This is a genomic window from Mucilaginibacter sp. SG538B, assembly GCF_013376065.1.
Classification (GTDB): domain Bacteria; phylum Bacteroidota; class Bacteroidia; order Sphingobacteriales; family Sphingobacteriaceae; genus Mucilaginibacter; species Mucilaginibacter rubeus.
The window spans coordinates 1-17620 of sequence record NZ_JABMJI010000012.1 but is presented as its reverse complement, the minus strand read 5'-3'; the positions used below and the strand labels follow the sequence as shown (position 1 = coordinate 17620).

Here is a 17620-nt window from a genome sequence, read left to right as displayed (position 1 = left end):
TAGGTTATTTTTTAGGTGCACCGCCTCCAACTTTGTTAAAATCCCAGGTGAGGGTGAACATGAAGTACCTCCTTATAGTGGTGTAACGTTCTTGCGTAATGATGTTTGATGCGCCGGTACGGTTATAACCGATATTTTGATTTAACAAATCATTGCCCGAAATGGTTGCTTTCAGCGCGTCTTTAAAAAATGTGCGCGCTATATTGGCATTTAACAGGAAGCGCCTGAAATCCTGATCAGGGAAAGATTTTGTCGGAGCGTTATAGGTGTAGTTTCCATCCGATCCGATCTGGAATTTTCCCGGAAGGTAAATGTTGAAGCCTCCGTTGGCGTTAAATCCGCGTCCGTTATTATTTAGTGCGGAATTTAACGACGATGAGTTGATCGTGTAGGTAGGGCCCGCCGAAATCCAGGCATCGTACTTTTTCTCTTTATATTTAGAAAGCCGGATACTTCCCGAATAGTTATATGATTTGGTTTTGTTTAGCGTATCATTCTGGAAATTATAGTAGCCACTACCGTTAGCTGATAACTCGAAACCAGCGTTAATACCTATTCCCGGTATTTTTCTTTCAAAATAGCTATTTGCCCAAAAAGTGCTGGTTGAGTGGTTTTTTAAATTTGATGGCTTATAGGTAATAACACCAGAGGTATCGCGTACAGCATTGGTTACAATGGGGTTACTGGTTGTTGAGTACGAACCGCTGATCCAGATATATTGATTGCTGATAACTTTATACGAGTTATAGCTGATGTTGTAACGGTTGGTGAATGACGGTTTCAGGTCTGCGTTACCTGTTTGTATGTTCAATTGGTCGTTATTTATCCTAACCGGTTGGATCTGATCAATGCTGGGTTGCGAAGTATTGCCATTGTAGCTTAAACGAATGCTTGATTGCTTGGTAAATTTGTACTGGAAGCTGGCTTGCGGGTACCAGTTGGTGAAATTACGTGTTAAATCAGGTGTACGACCAAATTCATCAACCTGCTTAAACTTAACTCCGGCTATTTTGGTGCCAAAGTTAAATGTGAATTTTTGTTTCTGAATGTTAAATACCGCGCCTCCCTGGTTTGATAATTGGTTTAGTTTATAATCGCTGCTATAAATGCTATCTAAAACCGAATAAACACCAGCTGTGGCAGATGGTTTATTGAAGCTGCGCCTATCGTTGTTAGCATTATTTACTGCTATCATATAACTCAAAGCCAGCGTAAAATCTTTAGCGAGGGGTTCGGTATAAGTTATGTTAGTGCTGATATTTGTGCTTTGAGTTTTATTAGCTTTATACTGATCGGTAACTGTATCCCTTAAATGTTCGCCGTTTGCCGGATTGTAGTAACCAAGAGTTGATTTCAGGAAGCCTTTCGAATCACTTTCATTAAGGCTTGTTCTGAAGTTTACTGATAACGTGCGGCTTTTCTTTTTGAATTTTTTGGTATAGAAGGCACTGGCATTAAATACCTTGCCGTCAACATTGGCGCTATTATCCTGATCGTTGGTGTTGGTAAGGTTACCATTTAGAAGACGGTTTTGTGTTTGGAATGAGCTTTTGGTATCGCTGTGTCTTAAAGTTCCGTCGGCCGTAACTTTTAGGTTCTGCATCGAATCGATCTTTAACTGGTAATTCAGGTCGAGTTTTTGGCGAAACAGGTAATTGTGATTTGTTTGATCGGTGTTAACAGTTGTAATATTACCAGGAAAGTTATTTAGTGTTTGGGTGTTCTTTGTCCCATCAACCGTAAGTGACCCTATTTTATAATTGGTATTTAGAGATTCCTTATCGCCGTTCCATTTGGTATCGTAATGTACGCCACCAGTACGCGCTATCGGTTTACCTTCGCCATCATATCGGCCACTAAAACTATCAAGATCATCACCTCCGCCGCTATAGAAGTAAAAACCACCATCGTCGCTCATTTCCATGCCGCTACCGCCGCCATATTTATTATTATCTTCCCAGCCTAAACCTGTTTTACCGTTATTGCCCAGCGTACCATAAACTGAAAACTTCTGCTTTCCCTTAAAGCGGTTAAATAAAGCCTGCCCCTGGTAATAGCCATCGGTGCCTATGCCACCATCAAGCTTGCCGAAGTAGCCGTTCTTTTTATCTTCCTTAAGTTTAATATTGATGGTTTTGTCTTTCACGCCATCATCAATACCTGTAAACGCAGCCTGATCGCTCTTCTTGTCGTAAAGCTGTACCTTATCCACCATATCGGCACGAAGATTTTTGGTAACCAGGGTAGGGTCATCTCCAAAAAATTCCTCACCGTCAACCAATACTTTTTTTACGGTTTGGCCTTGCGCCGTGATTTTGCCGTCTTTATCTACTTCAATGCCAGGCAGTTGTTTCAGCAGGTCTTCAACTTTTGAGTTGGGCTGGATATTGTAGGCTGCAGGATTAAACTCGGTGGTATCGCCCTTAATTTTGATGGCAGCCGCTTTTCCTTTTACAATCACTTCCTGTAAAAGACGCTCTTTAAGCAGCATGCTGATTCGGCCGAAGTTGTGTGTGGTATGCGCCGAATCCAACGTAAAACGTTCTACAAAATCAGCATAACCGGGGTAAGTGGCCAGTACAATGAACTTGCCCTTACTTAAATTGTTAATGGCAAATGTACCATCCTCTTTAACACGGGTAAATTTTTGAAGGATGGAATCTTTAGCGGTTATAACGCTGATGCTGGCGTTTGCTAATTTAGAATTAGAAACGGTATCGGCTATAATTCCTTTAATGCTGTAATTGGTTTGGGCTGACAAGCTTACTGTGCCCACAAGAAATAGCAGTACTCCAATAATTGTGATTTTCATAAGGTCGATTATGAAAGCCAAAATATAACTAAATAGTTAGTTGTGCAAGCGATTTAACATTTTATACTGTAGATTTAACATTTCATCGCCAAAATTTAACATTTGGTCGTGGCTGGATGGGTTAAATATGGGAGGCTGTGTCTGGGCGTGGACTAACCGGGCCAATAATGACGCCGGTAATACTAATCGGGATGGCCTCCAATAAAATTATTGCGGGTTCGATCTAATTGCACATTCATCGGCAAACAGACGGCCGAAATGATGAAAATCCGCCACCTGCGGTACCCAAAAAATGTATAATTTAGCATATTATTCTAACCTGAATGCTGTCCTGATCAGCAAGTTTAAACATGTATTATAAATGGTGGAAAAAAGTAAGGTTTTAATGCTTTCAAAAAGGGCATGTAAGCTTGTATTGCTTTTTATTATACTGCTGTCTGCAATGGAGAGCAGGGGACAGGGGTTGCAGTTTGGTTCAAATGACAGCCTGATGAGCAAGCGCACCTCTTATCAGGTTTTTAAGGATGATCTGCCAACTTTTCATGATCACCTGGCCATTGGTTTCGACCTTTCATTGTGGGACAACCAGCACCTTGGCTATATTTTAAACTTAACTGATGATAAGGGTAACTCCTACAGTCTGAGTGCGATTTATAATCATGGTTCGTTCCTCAATTTCAATATTGATAGCCGGAGTAATAAACTCAGCATCCCCCTTGCCGATACTATGCTGAAACGGCGTAAATGGTTTAAGGTGATTGTTGATCTTGATCTCAAAGGCGATAAAGTAGGCATATCCATAAACGGAAAATGGTACCGGGCAGCAGGATTAGGTTTTAACGGTAAAATAACCGCGAAGATCACCTTTGGCAAAAACGAACATTATTCGGATGTGCCGAATATGGCCATTAAAAATCTGGTTGTCAGCAACGATGATAAATCCTATACCTTCCTGCTTAGCGAATGGACCGGGAATGATGTTTTTACGGTTGACGGAGATAATCTGGGGCACGTTGATAACCCGGCATGGCTTATCAACGAATCGTACTTTTGGAAACAGAAACTCGTGCACACTTTTAACGAGGTTGCAGGGATCAACTTTAATGAAAAAAATGAGCAGTTCTTTATCTTCAAAAGTGATTCCCTGATGTTTTATGATGCCGGGCGGGATGCAGTAGAAACAAAACCCTTCAAAAATAAACTGGCAGTACCCTTGCACCTGGGCAAAAGTATTGTAAACCTTAAGGAGAATGAATGCTATTTGTATGAAGTACTTAGGGCCCCGCAGCCTTCTCCAAGTATCGCTTCTTTTAACCTGGACAGCCTTAGCTGGGATTTTTATGGTAAGGCGACCATAACGGAGCAAAGGCATCATCATAATATTTTTTACGATAAGGACTTTAACAACTTTTACCTTTTTGGCGGGTACGGCTCTTTTAAATACTATAATAACTTTTTTAAATACGATAAAGCCGCAGATATCTGGCAGCAACAAAGTTTTACCGGCGATGTGATCAATCCCCGGTTCTTTTCGGCTGCAAGTACCGCCAACCAAAACAACGATGTTTACATTTTTGGCGGCTACGGCAACCAGTCGGGCAACCAGGTAGTAGGCGGGATGCACTATTATGACCTCTACCGGATTAACCTGGATAAGCATAGCATTAAAAAACTCTGGGAGATCAAGCCGGATGAAGAAGCGTTTGTACCGGCCAATAATCTCATTGTATCAAAAGATAAGCAGTTTTTTTATGTGCTATGTTATCCGCACGAACGGCCCAAAACGAGTTTACGTCTGTACAAATTTTCAATAAAAGATGGTTCATACCAGGTAGTAAGCGGTACCATCCCGGTTGTGTCCGAACGGATAGAAACAGACCATAACCTGTTTTACAATGCTAAGCAGGATGTATTTTATTGTACTACACAGGAGTTTGAAACTCCGTCGCGATCAACCATAAAAATCTTTGCACTTACCGCGCCGCCCGTGAGCCAGGAGGCATTTGTGGTTGCCCACCAGCCCAAAAGCAAATCTTTTACTTTATACAGGATATTGGGTGGCGCGTCTGCATTTGTATTGTTATGCGGAATTGTCATGTTTTTCTTAAGGCGGAGAAAGGATAACGATGAACCCGTTACTGTTAAGGAGGAGCGTATTGCCGAACAAAAAATTGAAACTGAAATGGGTAACAAAGCCAACGCTGTTTACCTCCTGGGCGAGTTTACTGTTTATGATAAAAATAAACGGGATATTACTTACCTGTTCAGTCCCAAGATCAAGCAGCTGTTTATTCTTATTTTGTTGAACAGTCGCGAAAAGAACGGTGTGATATCAAAAAAGATCTCTACTACGCTATGGCCTGATAAGGATGTGGTCAAAACTAAGAATATTCGCGGTGTAACCATCAATCACCTCCGTAACATACTTTCGGATATAGATGGCCTGGAACTTGCCTTTTTAAATGATACCTATAGTTTTATCAGCACCGAAGATTTTTATTGCGATTATTTTGTGGTGAGGGAAGCACTTAAACAAACTAATGTTGGTGAACCATCTGCGTTCAATTATCTCGACTTAGTTGCCCGTGGCGGGCTATTGCAGCATATTCCTGAAATTTGGCTTGATGATTTTAAGCAGGAGTACGAAGAAGCGTTGATGCCGGTTATTTTGCCGGTAATAAAAAAGGCTTATGATGCTTTTGATTATAAAAAAGCGCTGGAGATAGCCCGCATTGTGTTGAATATCGATCCTTTTAATGATATCGGTATTAAGTTTAAGCTCAAAGCCCTGAGGCGTACTAAAGGCATTGAACATGCCCGGAAAGTTTATGAGGAGTTTAGCGCTGAATATGAAAAGTCATTAGGCGAAGAATACCCAGTCCCTTTCGAAAAGATCTGTTCTAATAAGTCTGATCCGCGCTGATAATGATCTTGTAATGAAGGATTTTTTGTACGAAAGCCTGAAAGCAGAATGCCAAAGCTTAACTGTAATATATTGATTATCAATACGTTTTGTCTATTTAATGGGCTCGTTTCATAAAGAAAATGAATGTTTTATGAATATATTCTACTAAATATATAGATTTAATAGAATATTTATATATTTGCAACAGATTAGTTTGCAAATGGGGTTCATTTTTAAACTAAATGGCAGGTGCTGGCCGGCAGCAAACGGATGGTTCGATTCCACCCCTGCATCTCTTCTCATCTCATGATTTATGTTTTATAATTGGTTAGCAAAAAGAGTATTCCTGCCCATCAGGAACTCTTTTGCCTTTTTGGGGAGGGTCTAAGTGGCATGTTAAATTATATGACTCTAACGGAAAAATAAATTAATCAAAGAAGGCCTGTCACCCTGAGCCCGTCGAAGGGTCGTGCGCAGAGGCCTTGCCCGTCATGCTTCGACGAGCTTAGCATGACACCCGATTTTGATTGAGCCAGGGGAATGATGATTTTCGTAAGTCACGATGCGAAAGAAAAGAGGATTCTTACTATTACTTAGGATAAGCTTCACTAATATGGGTGAATTTTAGCCAAAATGAACCCCATCCTATCCTTTCCTGGATAAGATACTTATTAAAAAAATTTAAAAAGTTCTTTTAATTCAAATTTTGTTTTAGTAAGTTTGTATTGATAATGCACAGCATATTATTATACGCACTTTACTTTACCCTCATGTCGGTGAGGATAAACATTTTTGTTAATTGGTTTGATAAAAATCCTCGCCCTTGGCGGGGGTTTTTTGTATAGCGACTTTTTAAACTTTAACATATAACATATAGGTTCTGAGAAAATTATGGCACGATTAAATTTATTGGAAGAGACACGTTACGAGAAGTTACCGGTAAGCGTTTACAACAACCAGCAGGAAGCCTCGGTGGCTGTAGCGAACCGGATAGCAGATCTGATCCGCGCGAAACAAGCCAAAGGTGAAAAAGCGGTATTAGGGCTTGCCACCGGTGTAACCCCGATAGGGGTATATGCCGAATTGGTAAGGCAGCACAAAGAAGCAGGCTTGAGCTTTAAGAATGTGATCACTTTCAACCTGGATGAGTACTACCCCATGAAACCCACAGCGGCGCAAAGCTATGTAACCTTCATGTACGAAAATCTTTTCAGCCATATTGATATAGATAAAGCCAATGTGCACATCCCGGATGGCACTTTGGATAAAGACGAAGTCGTAGCATTCTGTTTAGCCTATGAAAAACAGATAGAAGAACTTGGCGGCTTAGACCTTCAGATCCTGGGTATCGGTCGTACAGGCCACATCGGTTTCAATGAGCCCGGCTCGGCTCCCAACTCAGGCACAAGGATGGTGACTTTGGATGACCTGACCAGGCGTGACGCCGCCCGCGATTTTGGTGGTAAAGCTGATGTGCCAACCAAGGCGATTACAATGGGGATCGGAACCATCTTCAAAGCCAGGGAAATCATTCTGATGGCTTGGAACAAGAAGAAAGCGCCGATCATCAAGAAAGCGGTAGAAGGAGAGATCTCGGGCGAAGTACCTGCAACTTACCTGCAACTATCACAACATGTGGAGTTTGTACTGGATGCAGATGCTGCATCAGAACTGACCCGGTTTGATACCCCATGGCTGGTGAAAGATTGCGTGTGGGATAACCAGTTAAAGAAAAAGGCTGTGATCTGGTTGGCGAATGAGGTTAACAAACCGGTACTGAAACTAACGGAAGAAGATTACAATAACCACGGCATGGCCCAACTTGCAGTAGAGCAGGGCCCTGTATATAATATTAACATTGATATCTTTAACCAGATCCAGCATACCATTACCGGCTGGCCGGGCGGTAAACCTGATGCGGATGATTCGCAAAGGCCGGAAAGGGCACTGCCTGCCAAAAAGAGAAGTATCATTTTCTCACCTCACCCGGATGATGACGTGATCTCGATGGGCGGTACATTCATCCGTTTGGTAGACCAGGGACATGATGTGCACGTAGCTTACCAAACTTCGGGCAATACCGCGGTATGGGATGATGATGTGCTGAGGTACATGGAATTTGCCATCGACTTTACAAAAAGCATCGGCGAAGACACTGCGCATCTACAGAAATCCTATGAAGACATGCGTGCCTTCTTCCCAACCAAACAGCCAAACGAAATTGATACCCAGGAGATCAGGAATGTAAAAGGCTTCATCAGGAAAACAGAAGCGATTTCAGGTGCAAGATACGCAGGCTTACAGGATGATCATATCCACTTTATGGCACTGCCGTTTTACGAAACCGGCAAAACCAAAAAGAACTCGGTAGGTGAGGAAGATATTCAATTAACCATCGACCTGCTTCAAAAAGTAAAACCACAACAAATTTTTGCGGCAGGTGACTTTGCAGATCCTAACGGAACCCACCTGGTATGCTTCAAAATCATCTTAGCTGCACTGGACAGGTTAAAAGGTAAAGAAGCCTGGGTAGAAGACTGCTGGCTGTGGATGTACCGTGGTGCATGGCATGAGTTTGAAACTCATGAAATAGAGATGGCAGTACCATTGTCGCCACAGGAAGTGATCCGCAAACGTAACGCGATCTTCAAACACCAATCACAGAAGGATACTCCGGTATTCCCTGGTGATGATGCAAGGGAGTTTTGGGTAAGGGCGGAAGACCGCACCCGCGACACGGCCCAACGCTATGACCGTCTTGGTTTAGCTGAATATGAGGCTATGGAGGCGTTTGTTAGGTATAAATTTTAAAAATTAGTTCATGGATCATGGTTGATGGTTCATGGATTTTAAGATACATTTCCCCGGCGCCCGTGTCCTCACGAGCGCTTTTTTATTGTAATAGTTGGCCGCAGCCAACGGGGGAGGACAAAACTTTACATGCGTCATTGCGCGGTACGAAGCAATCGCGAACCGTACAGAGGCACTTGTATAGTCGCTCTGCAAATCGGGGATTGCTTCGTACCTCGCAATGACGCTTATTTATATTTTTACCCAACAAAAAAGCCTCCCCAATTGGGAAGGCTTTCAAATATTAAATCCGAAATCAAAATTCCGATATCCGAAATTAAGACGCCATTTGCTTGCGGATGATATTCAACGCACCGCCTGCTTTAAACCACTCAATTTGCTGGGCATTATAAGTGTGGTTTACAGGGAATGATTCGCTTGAACCATCTTTATGGTGTAATACCACGGTTAACTGCTGGCCAGGGGCAAAAGTAGTTAAGCCGGTGATATCGATAGTATCATCTTCCTGGATCTTTTCGTAATCGTTAGGATCAGCGAAAGTGATACCAAGCATACCTTGTTTTTTAAGGTTGGTTTCGTGGATCCGGGCAAATGATTTTACCAATATGGCACGTACACCCAAGTGACGTGGTTCCATAGCCGCGTGTTCACGTGATGAACCTTCGCCATAGTTTTCGTCACCTACTACAATCGAACCGATACCTGCTGCTTTGTAAGCACGCTGAGTGGCCGGAACAGGACCATACTCGCCGGTTAATTCGTTTTTAACGCTATCGGCAGTAAGGTTAAAGTAGTTGATAGCACCGATTAGCATGTTGTTTGAAATGTTATCCAGGTGACCGCGGAATTTCAACCATGGGCCAGCCATTGAAATATGGTCGGTAGTACATTTACCTTTAGCTTTGATCAGCAATTTAAGGCCTGTAATATCGGTACCTTCCCAGGCTTTAAATGGCTCAAGTAATTGTAAACGTGATGAAGTTGGAGAAACGATAACTTCAACTTTGCTGCCGTCCTCGGCTGGTGCCTGGTAGCCTGCATCTTCAACAGCGAAACCTTTTACAGGTAGTTCGATGCCTTGAGGCTCATCAAATTTAACTTGCTCACCGGCTTCGTTAGTTAAAGTGTCGGTAAGCGGGTTAAAAGTTAAATCACCTGCGATAGCGAAAGCAGTAACAATTTCAGGAGAAGCTACGAAAGCGTGGGTGTTAGGGTTACCATCCTGACGTTTAGCGAAGTTACGGTTAAACGAAGTGATGATAGAGTTTTTACGGGTAGGGTCATCAGTATGACGGGCCCACTGGCCGATACATGGTCCGCAGGCGTTAGCCAATACCACACCGCCCATTTGAGCAAAAGTATCAAGATAACCGTCACGGTCAACAGTGTAACGTACCTGCTCAGAACCTGGAGTGATGGTAAACTCGGCCTGAGTTTTTAATTTTTTATCGATAGCCTGTTTAGCGATAGAAGCCGAACGGGTGATGTCTTCGTAAGAAGAGTTGGTACATGAACCGATCAAACCGACCTCTAATTTGGTAGGCCAGCCGTTTTCTTTAACAGCGGTAGCAAATTTAGAGATAGGCCATGCCAAATCCGGAGTGAACGGACCGTTTACATGTGGCTCAAGCTCTGATAAGTTAATTTCGATAACCTGATCGAAATATTGCTCAGGGTTAGCGTAAACTTCTTCGTCGCCGGTTAAGTGCTCTGCGATAGCGTCAGCAAGCTCGGCAATATCGGCACGTTTTGTACCTTTTAAGTAAGCAGCAGCTTTTTCGTCGTAACCAAAGATAGAGGTGGTAGCACCAATTTCTGCACCCATGTTACAGATAGTACCTTTACCGGTTGCAGACATTGAACGTGCGCCTTCGCCAAAGTATTCAACAATAGCACCGGTACCACCTTTTACAGTAAGGATACCAGCAACACGCAGGATCACGTCTTTTGCTGAAGTCCAGCCAGAAAGTTTACCGGTTAATTTAACACCGATCAGTTTAGGGAATTTAAGCTCCCATGGTAAGCCGGCCATTACGTCGCAGGCATCCGCGCCACCAACACCAATAGCAATCATACCCAAACCACCTGCATTAGGTGTATGTGAGTCAGTACCGATCATCATACCACCCGGGAAAGCGTAGTTTTCCAACACTACCTGGTGAATGATACCTGCACCGGCTTTCCAGAAACCGATACCATATTTATCAGATACTGAAGCCAGGAAGTCATAAACTTCGCGGTTAACGTCAACAGCAGTACTTAAATCTTCAACAGCGCCGATTTTTGCCTGAATTAAGTGATCGCAATGTACGGTAGATGGAACAGCAACCTGCGGGCGACCGGCTTGCATAAACTGCAAAAGGGCCATTTGCGCAGTAGCATCCTGCATAGCTACACGGTCTGGTGCAAAGTCAACATAATCTACCCCGCGACCGAATGCTTGTTGAGCATCGCCTTCGCTAAGGTGGGCATATAAAATCTTTTCGGTTAAAGTTAGGGGTTTACCGGTCGCTTTACGGGCAGCATCAACGCGGGTGCTGTAGCGGTCGTAAACCTTTTTGATCATATCTAAATCAAAAGCCATTTGTATTTGATTTTTAGGTGAAAAGTAAAAGAAATTGACGTTAAGCCCGTTATCCGGCCTTAGAGCGGCGAATTTACAAAAAATAACATTTGAAAGCTGTTAGTGCTTTATACAAATGTTATTTGGATATGTTCTAAATAAGTGATTGGAGGTTAGTGATTAAAGATTGGTTGGTTACGGCAACCTTCACTTTTTTGTTGATGAAGATGCATGATACAGTGAAAACTAATGCGGACATCAACAGAACCGGGTAATACATCTTTCCAAAAATATCAGGTAGGTCTTGTTTGGAGTTCCCTAAAAACAAAAATGCAAATCCTGTAGTATTTATGGCAGCATGAAAAATCATTCCCGGAATTACGGATTGCGTTTTATTATAAATCCAACCTAAAAATAAACCTCCGAAAAACGCTGGAATGGCCTGCCAGGGATTTAAGTGCAGTGCGCTAAAAAGGATCGCAGAAATGAATATAGCTTTGTTAGGCGAATAATTTTTTAAAAGCCCTTTTAAAATAATGCCCCTGCACAATATTTCCTCGATGATTGGAGCTATAATAACAACACTCATGAAAGAGAATATATCTCTCGTGAACATCCGCTCAAATATCTCGCGAATTTTCAGTGGCATTGGTAGCAATACTGAAATTCGTTCTAAGACGATTGAGAATGCCGCTGCCGCTATGATCAATACCGGGATAAGCCACCCCTTGATTTTATTATAATTTATGGTTGATGGATAACCTTGTTGTTTTTCACTCCTTTTTAAAGTATACTGTATTGCCATTAGTATGGGAGCAGCATTCATCAATACTTTGAATATCGATTTCACAGCCGGAAATTCTTGTGGAGTATTCATAAATATGATGGCGGCGATTATTGCAATGATGATCAGAAAAACAAGATACACGAAAAATAACTTTACAACAGATGTTACGTTAGGATAGGCTGTTTGCGGAGCGAGAGCAATGTTTTCAGGCTCTTCTGCATTTAGTTCGATGTTTGTTATTTCAGACATTTTGCGATTGTTTAGGAAAAAAATTGGCCGGTCATGATAAACGACCAGCCAATTTAAAATTAAAAAATAGTTCGATAAAATATGAACAGGTTATTTTTCTGCTTTTGATGAAGCAGGAGGTAATTGTTTCAAGATCTCCTCAATAGCCCTATCCAACTGCGGATCTTTATTTTCCAATCTATCGGTAAAATCAGTCTTCACATAAATATCCGGTGATACACCAGTTTTCTCAATGTCCTTGCCATCAAGCGTATAACAGCCCCAGGCCGGGATACGGTAGAATGATCCGTCAACCAAACCTTTGCCACTGGTAAAAATGATCCAGCGGTAAGTTTCGGTGCCGATAATTTTGCCCAGGCCCAGTTGTTTAAAGCCTTGTGAGGTCATCTCGCCGTCGCTCAGGGTTTGCTCATTCATGAGCAGGATGATCGGTTTGGCCGCCGGTGCAAAGTTTGATTGCTGTGTTTTTTTGCCATCGCGGTAAGCCCATTGCAGGTACGGCTTTTGCGACAGGAACCGCAACACATTATCATGCACGTTACCGCCTGTGTTATATCTCAGGTCGAGGATGAGCGCGTCTTTATTATAAGCATCATCAACCATATCTTCCAGGAAATCTTCCAGGGCGCCATCGCCCATGTTTTTCATATAGGAGTAAGCAATGCGGTTTTTGCTTTTTTCGGCAACCGTTTTAGCATTTGATTTGATCCAATCGTCGTAAAGATTGCCAGACAGGTCACCGGTTGACTCTGGGTGAAGCTTTACTTTAATATCTTTGCCGCTGCGGCTAAAGGTTAGCTCAATTTCCTTATCAAGCGACGGTTTGCTGAAGTAATAATTACGGTCCTGTTTTTCATCAACCGTAACGCCGTTCACTGCTTTCAGGATATCGCCCGGTTTTACATCAATGCCGGCTCTATCGGCATTACTACGGGTAGCTATACCGCTAATTTTGTATGGTGAATCATTGTCAAAAATAATTCCGGTTTCCATGGTACGGTAGGAGAGGGTTTTCTTTTCCTCGCTGCCATTTGAGTAAAAACCCTGGTGCGATGAGTTAAGCTCGCCAAGCATGTCATTCAACAACAGGCGCAGGTCGGCCCGGTTATTAATATAAGGGACAAATGTTTTATAGCTGTCATGAACCTTTTTCCAGTCGGCCCCGTGGAAATTGCCGTCGTAATAGTTTTCATCCAGTCCGGCCCAGGTTTCATCAAACATCTGTGTAAATTCCCCGGCCATGTTACGGGTAAAGCTGTAATTGATATCTAACTTATCCACTTTGTTAGCATCGATGTTTAGGGTGTAGATATTGCCTCCGGCCAGTAGAAAATATTTATCTCCATTGCCAAAAATGTCGTAATTGCCGAAGTCGCCGCTGCCAACTTTTTCAGTTTTAGGATTTTCAAAAGCTTCAAGGGTGGTACGGTAAAGCGCCCCTTTGCCTTCGCTATGGTTTGAGGCATAGTATACCAATGTTTTATCTCCTTTTTGAATCACATAAGGTCCCTGGGCCTGGCCAAACTCCGGGCTGATGCGTTCCAGCCTTTTCATCGGTTCTTCGGTGTCTATAACAATATCGGCAGGCGGTTTAGGCGTTGGCTGCTCAGATAAAGGTTTCTTTTTGTTAGACGCTTTTTTGTCCTTATCCTTTTTGTTTTTATCGTCGTCTTTTTTCTCCTCTTTAAATAGGGCCGTAAACTTATCCATCTTAAAAGGATCATCATACTTTTGCAAAGGCATCCGGTAAACGTGGGCATCTTTTGAGCCGTAAGGATACTCGGGCTGTGTACGGGATGATGAAAAATAAATATACTTACCATCCGGCGACCAGAATGGCGCCGATTCTGTAACACCGCTATTGGTAAGGTTCAGTATTTTCCCGGTTTTTATCTCATAAACAAAAACGTCCATCTCAAAATTGCGGTAAGCGTTGTATACCACGTACTCGCCATTTGGCGAAAAGCGCGGAGGAGGGTTGTAGAATCCCCAAAACTCATCGGTAACAATAGTTTTTGATGTGAGTGTTTTCAGATCCAAAAGTTTCAGTTCATTACGGCCGCTCAGATAAATGGCTTGTGTGCGGTCTTTATTCATGCTCAGCAGGCGATTGCTGCCTTTATCTGTGGTAAGCTGTTTTTCGGCGCCACTGCCGTCGGCTGTTATGGTGTACCAATTAGGATAGCCACCCAGGGTTTGACCAAAAATGAGGGTTTTGTTATCGCTCATCCAGCTTACTTCGGTAATGCGTTCGCTGGTATTACGCTCCAGTTTTTTGCCGAATTTACCTTCGGCATCGCTTACAAATAATTCGCCGCGGGATACAAAAGCCAGCTTTTTGCCATCGGGTGATAATGCTGCTCCTTCAATTTTACCGCCTGTTTCAAACGATTGGTCTTTAGGCAGTACATTATTGCGGAACAGGTTTAAGCTTAGCTTCTGCGTTTGTTTGGATGCCACATCGTAAACAAAAATCTGGTAATCTTTTTCAAACACTACTTTGCTGCCATCGGCACTTACCTGCGGGCGTTTGAGAGAGGTGGGGAACTGGGTTAACGCGGTTTTTTTACCATCGATAAAGGTATACAGGTTATATTCTTCGTTGCCCTCGTCGGATACAAAATAGATGTTGCCTTTTTGATCAATGGTGGTCCAGAAATCCTTGCCCTGCCAGTCGGTATATTTTTTATAGGCTTTGGTTTTAGGATTGTATGATTGAATATCGGGATTGTAAGCGCCTTTATAGTGCTTACGGGTGGGGAAATAAATGCTCTCCCAGGTATTGCTGAAAAATAGCTCGCCGGTTTGCGGATGCTCAACAACACCGTGTATGGTATTAAAATAATGACCAAACAGCCTAACGGGGGTGCCGCCGGTAGCTGCTACTTTGTATTCGCTGAAGCCATTATAACGGCTTGAGTTGAAGTAGATGGATTTCGAATCCCAGGTCCAGGAATCTACGTTATCGCCGGCATCGTTATAGGTAAGCTGTTTGATATCGCCGCCGGCGAGGGGCATTACGTATACATCGTTGTTGCCAAACTGGTTTGATGAAAAAGCAAGCCATTGCCCGTCGGGCGATACCCGCGGACTGGTTTCTTCACCCTGCATGGCGGTCAATCGCGTGGCGGCTGTGCTGTTGATATCGGCTTTCCAAAGATCGCCTTCGTAACTGAAAATTACAGTTTTGCCATCGGGTGTTAGGGTTGGGTTAGATGTAAAATAGCTTCCGGTTGTTTGGGCTTTAAGGCTGGTTTGGCACAGTGCTGCCAAAAACAATACGATGTATAGTTTCTTCATATGGTTTAAGTTTTATGAATAAATGTATTTTTGAGCCATGTTAAAAGTGGTGCACCTCAATACGTATGACGGTAATGGCGGCGCGGGCAGGGCCTGCATGCGCCTTAACCGGGCATTACTTAGCCAAAATATCGATTCTAAAATTATAGTACATTATAAATTTGGAAATAATCCTGATATCAAGACTTTTAACGGTAATATCATTCAAAAATCATACGCCGCCGCTACTATTATCCTGGAACGGATATTGGCCAAACGCTTTTTAAAACCCGATAGCCGTACCCCGTTTTCTTTCACCTGGTTTGGCCGTTCGGTAGTTAATCATCCCGATGTGAAAAAAGCCGATATCATTCACCTGCATTGGATTAATCACGGTTTTCTGGACCCTAAACATATAGCCGAAATTAGAAAGCTGGGCAAGCCTGTGGTGTGGACCTTTCACGATAGCAATGCTTTTACCGGCGGTTGCCATGTACGCTATACCTGCGATCATTACCAGCAACAATGCGGTAACTGCCCGCTGCTGATCAACTCTGCCGATGATGATATTTCGCACCGCATTTGGCAGCAAAAAAATAAGGCTTATCAGCAACTCGACTTCAACATTATCGCCCCAAGTTTATGGATGCAAGATTCTGTAAAGAAAAGCAGTTTGATGCGGAGCAAAGCCACAAGCAATATTCCAAATACGCTGGAAACGGATGTTTTTAAGCCGATAAACAAAAAGGAGGCGAAAGCCAAAGCAGGCTTGCCGACGGATAAATTTATCTTTTTAAGTGGCTTTATGCCATCGCGTAAAGATCTGCATAAAGGTACCCAATATCTGTTGGAAAGTATGGAATTACTAAGACAGCGTTTAGGTGCAGAAACCGATCAGATAGAATTGGTGGTGTTCGGCAACCGGGGTACGGAAAACCTGCCTGACTTTCCTTTTAAAACCAGCTTTTTAGGAACCATCAATAACGATGAGAAACTGGCCCTGCACTACGCCGCGGCCGATGCTTTTTTAATCCCTTCGCTTGAGGATAATTTACCTTACACCGTAATGGAAAGCCTGAGTTGCGGTACACCCGTAATCGCTTTTACTACAGGTGGCATCCCGGATATGGTGCGGCACCAGTATAGTGGTTTCCTTGCCACCTATCGTTCATCCGAAAGTTTTACTGATGGGATGGAATGGATCATTAAACATCCTGAAAAGGACAAGTTGAACCACCAGGCCCGGCAAACCATTATGGATAGGTTTTCGGAAGAAGTAATAGCCAGAAAACATATCGAAGTTTATCGACAATTACTGAGTAAGGGAGGGAATAATGTTTAATCCAAGACTAAGCGTTATCACCATTGTTTATAATAATGTTAGAGATATTGAGCGTACTATCCGCTCGGTGATTAATCAGACATATACTAATATTGAATATATTATTGTCGATGGTTTATCTAATGATGGTACCCTACAGGTAATTGACAAGTATAAAAGTCAAATAACCAAATTCATCAGCGAAAAAGATGAGGGCATTTATGATGCCATGAATAAAGGGCTTGCTTTAGCTACCGGCGATTATGTGATCTTCATGAACTCGGGAGATGAGTTTTATGATAACGAAACCGTTGCCGCGGTTTTTGCTGCTGCAGAGGATGCCGACATTTATTATGGTGAGACAGAAATGATAGCCGATGAGGGGAGTAGTTTAGGGCAGCGCCGTCACAAAGCACCCGCAAAGTTTACCTGGCGTGGTTTTAAATATGGCATGAGCATTAGTCACCAGGCTATCTATATCAGGCGGTCGCTGGCAGAACCCTATGACCCAAGATATCAATTGAGTTCGGATATCGACTGGATAATCCGCGCGGCAAAAAAGGCTAAAAAGATTGTGAACGTTAACCGTTACGTGGCCAAATACCTGGTAGGGGGCATGTCGAAGAAAAGGCACCGCCAAAGTTTGATGGAGCGTTTCGAGATCATGAGGCGGAATTATGGCTTGATCCCGACTGTTTTAAACCATTTTGTTATCGCCTTTAATTTAGGCTGGTATTGGTTGAAGAATAGAAGGACGAATGATTAATCAAATGCAATAATATGCTCTTCTCTGGCGCCTGTCTCGTCCTAAAAAAAGTTTACAGTTTAACTGCTAAATCCTGTTATACGTTTACAATATTAATTAATCCTAAAATAGGTTTACAAAATCACAT

8 protein-coding genes are annotated in these 17620 nt (G+C 42.8%); 4 read left to right on the top strand and 4 right to left on the bottom strand.

The window, feature by feature from the left end; translation table 11 throughout:
• Positions 1–4: 4 nt before the first annotated feature.
• Complete coding sequence (locus tag FHW88_RS29775) at positions 5–2812, bottom strand: outer membrane beta-barrel family protein (protein ID WP_176629108.1); 2808 nt, start codon at positions 2810–2812, stop codon at positions 5–7.
• A gap of 361 nt (positions 2813–3173) precedes the next feature.
• Between FHW88_RS29775 and FHW88_RS29770 the strand changes: the two genes are divergently transcribed.
• Together FHW88_RS29770 and nagB are read left to right on the top strand one after the other, a co-directional pair.
• Positions 3174–5735 carry a hypothetical protein gene (locus FHW88_RS29770; RefSeq protein ID WP_176629107.1) on the top strand — a complete coding sequence of 854 codons (2562 nt, stop codon included), beginning with the start codon at positions 3174–3176 and terminating at the stop codon, positions 5733–5735.
• An 873-nt stretch (positions 5736–6608) separates the two neighbouring features.
• A complete protein-coding gene (gene nagB, locus FHW88_RS29765; RefSeq protein WP_176629106.1) occupies positions 6609–8528 on the top strand; it encodes a glucosamine-6-phosphate deaminase in 1920 nt (639 codons plus the stop codon).
• Between the two features lie 316 nt (positions 8529–8844).
• Here the strand turns inward: nagB and FHW88_RS29760 are convergent, their stop codons facing one another.
• The 3 genes from FHW88_RS29760 to FHW88_RS29750 all read right to left on the bottom strand — a co-directional run bounded on the left by FHW88_RS29760 (position 8845) and on the right by FHW88_RS29750 (position 15427).
• Positions 8845–11112 carry an aconitate hydratase gene (locus FHW88_RS29760; RefSeq protein ID WP_176629105.1) on the bottom strand — a complete coding sequence of 756 codons (2268 nt, stop codon included), beginning with the start codon at positions 11110–11112 and terminating at the stop codon, positions 8845–8847.
• Between the two features lie 133 nt (positions 11113–11245).
• On the bottom strand, positions 11246–12127 hold the full coding sequence (locus tag FHW88_RS29755; protein WP_176629104.1) for a CPBP family intramembrane glutamic endopeptidase: 882 nt from the start codon (positions 12125–12127) through the stop codon (positions 11246–11248).
• A 90-nt stretch (positions 12128–12217) separates the two neighbouring features.
• The gene (locus FHW88_RS29750) at positions 12218–15427 is read right to left on the bottom strand and encodes a S41 family peptidase (protein ID WP_176629103.1); all 3210 of its coding nucleotides are present in this window, start codon (positions 15425–15427) and stop codon (positions 12218–12220) included.
• 37 nt (positions 15428–15464) lie between these two features.
• Here FHW88_RS29750 and FHW88_RS29745 point away from each other — a divergent pair, with 37 nt between their 5' ends.
• Together FHW88_RS29745 and FHW88_RS29740 are read left to right on the top strand one after the other, a co-directional pair.
• Positions 15465–16748 carry a glycosyltransferase gene (locus tag FHW88_RS29745; protein ID WP_090535032.1) on the top strand — a complete coding sequence of 428 codons (1284 nt, stop codon included), beginning with the start codon at positions 15465–15467 and terminating at the stop codon, positions 16746–16748.
• On the top strand, positions 16741–17493 hold the full coding sequence (locus tag FHW88_RS29740; protein WP_090535034.1) for a glycosyltransferase family 2 protein: 753 nt from the start codon (positions 16741–16743) through the stop codon (positions 17491–17493). The genes FHW88_RS29745 and FHW88_RS29740 overlap by 8 nt, the downstream gene beginning before the upstream one ends.
• Positions 17494–17620: the final 127 nt, after the last annotated feature.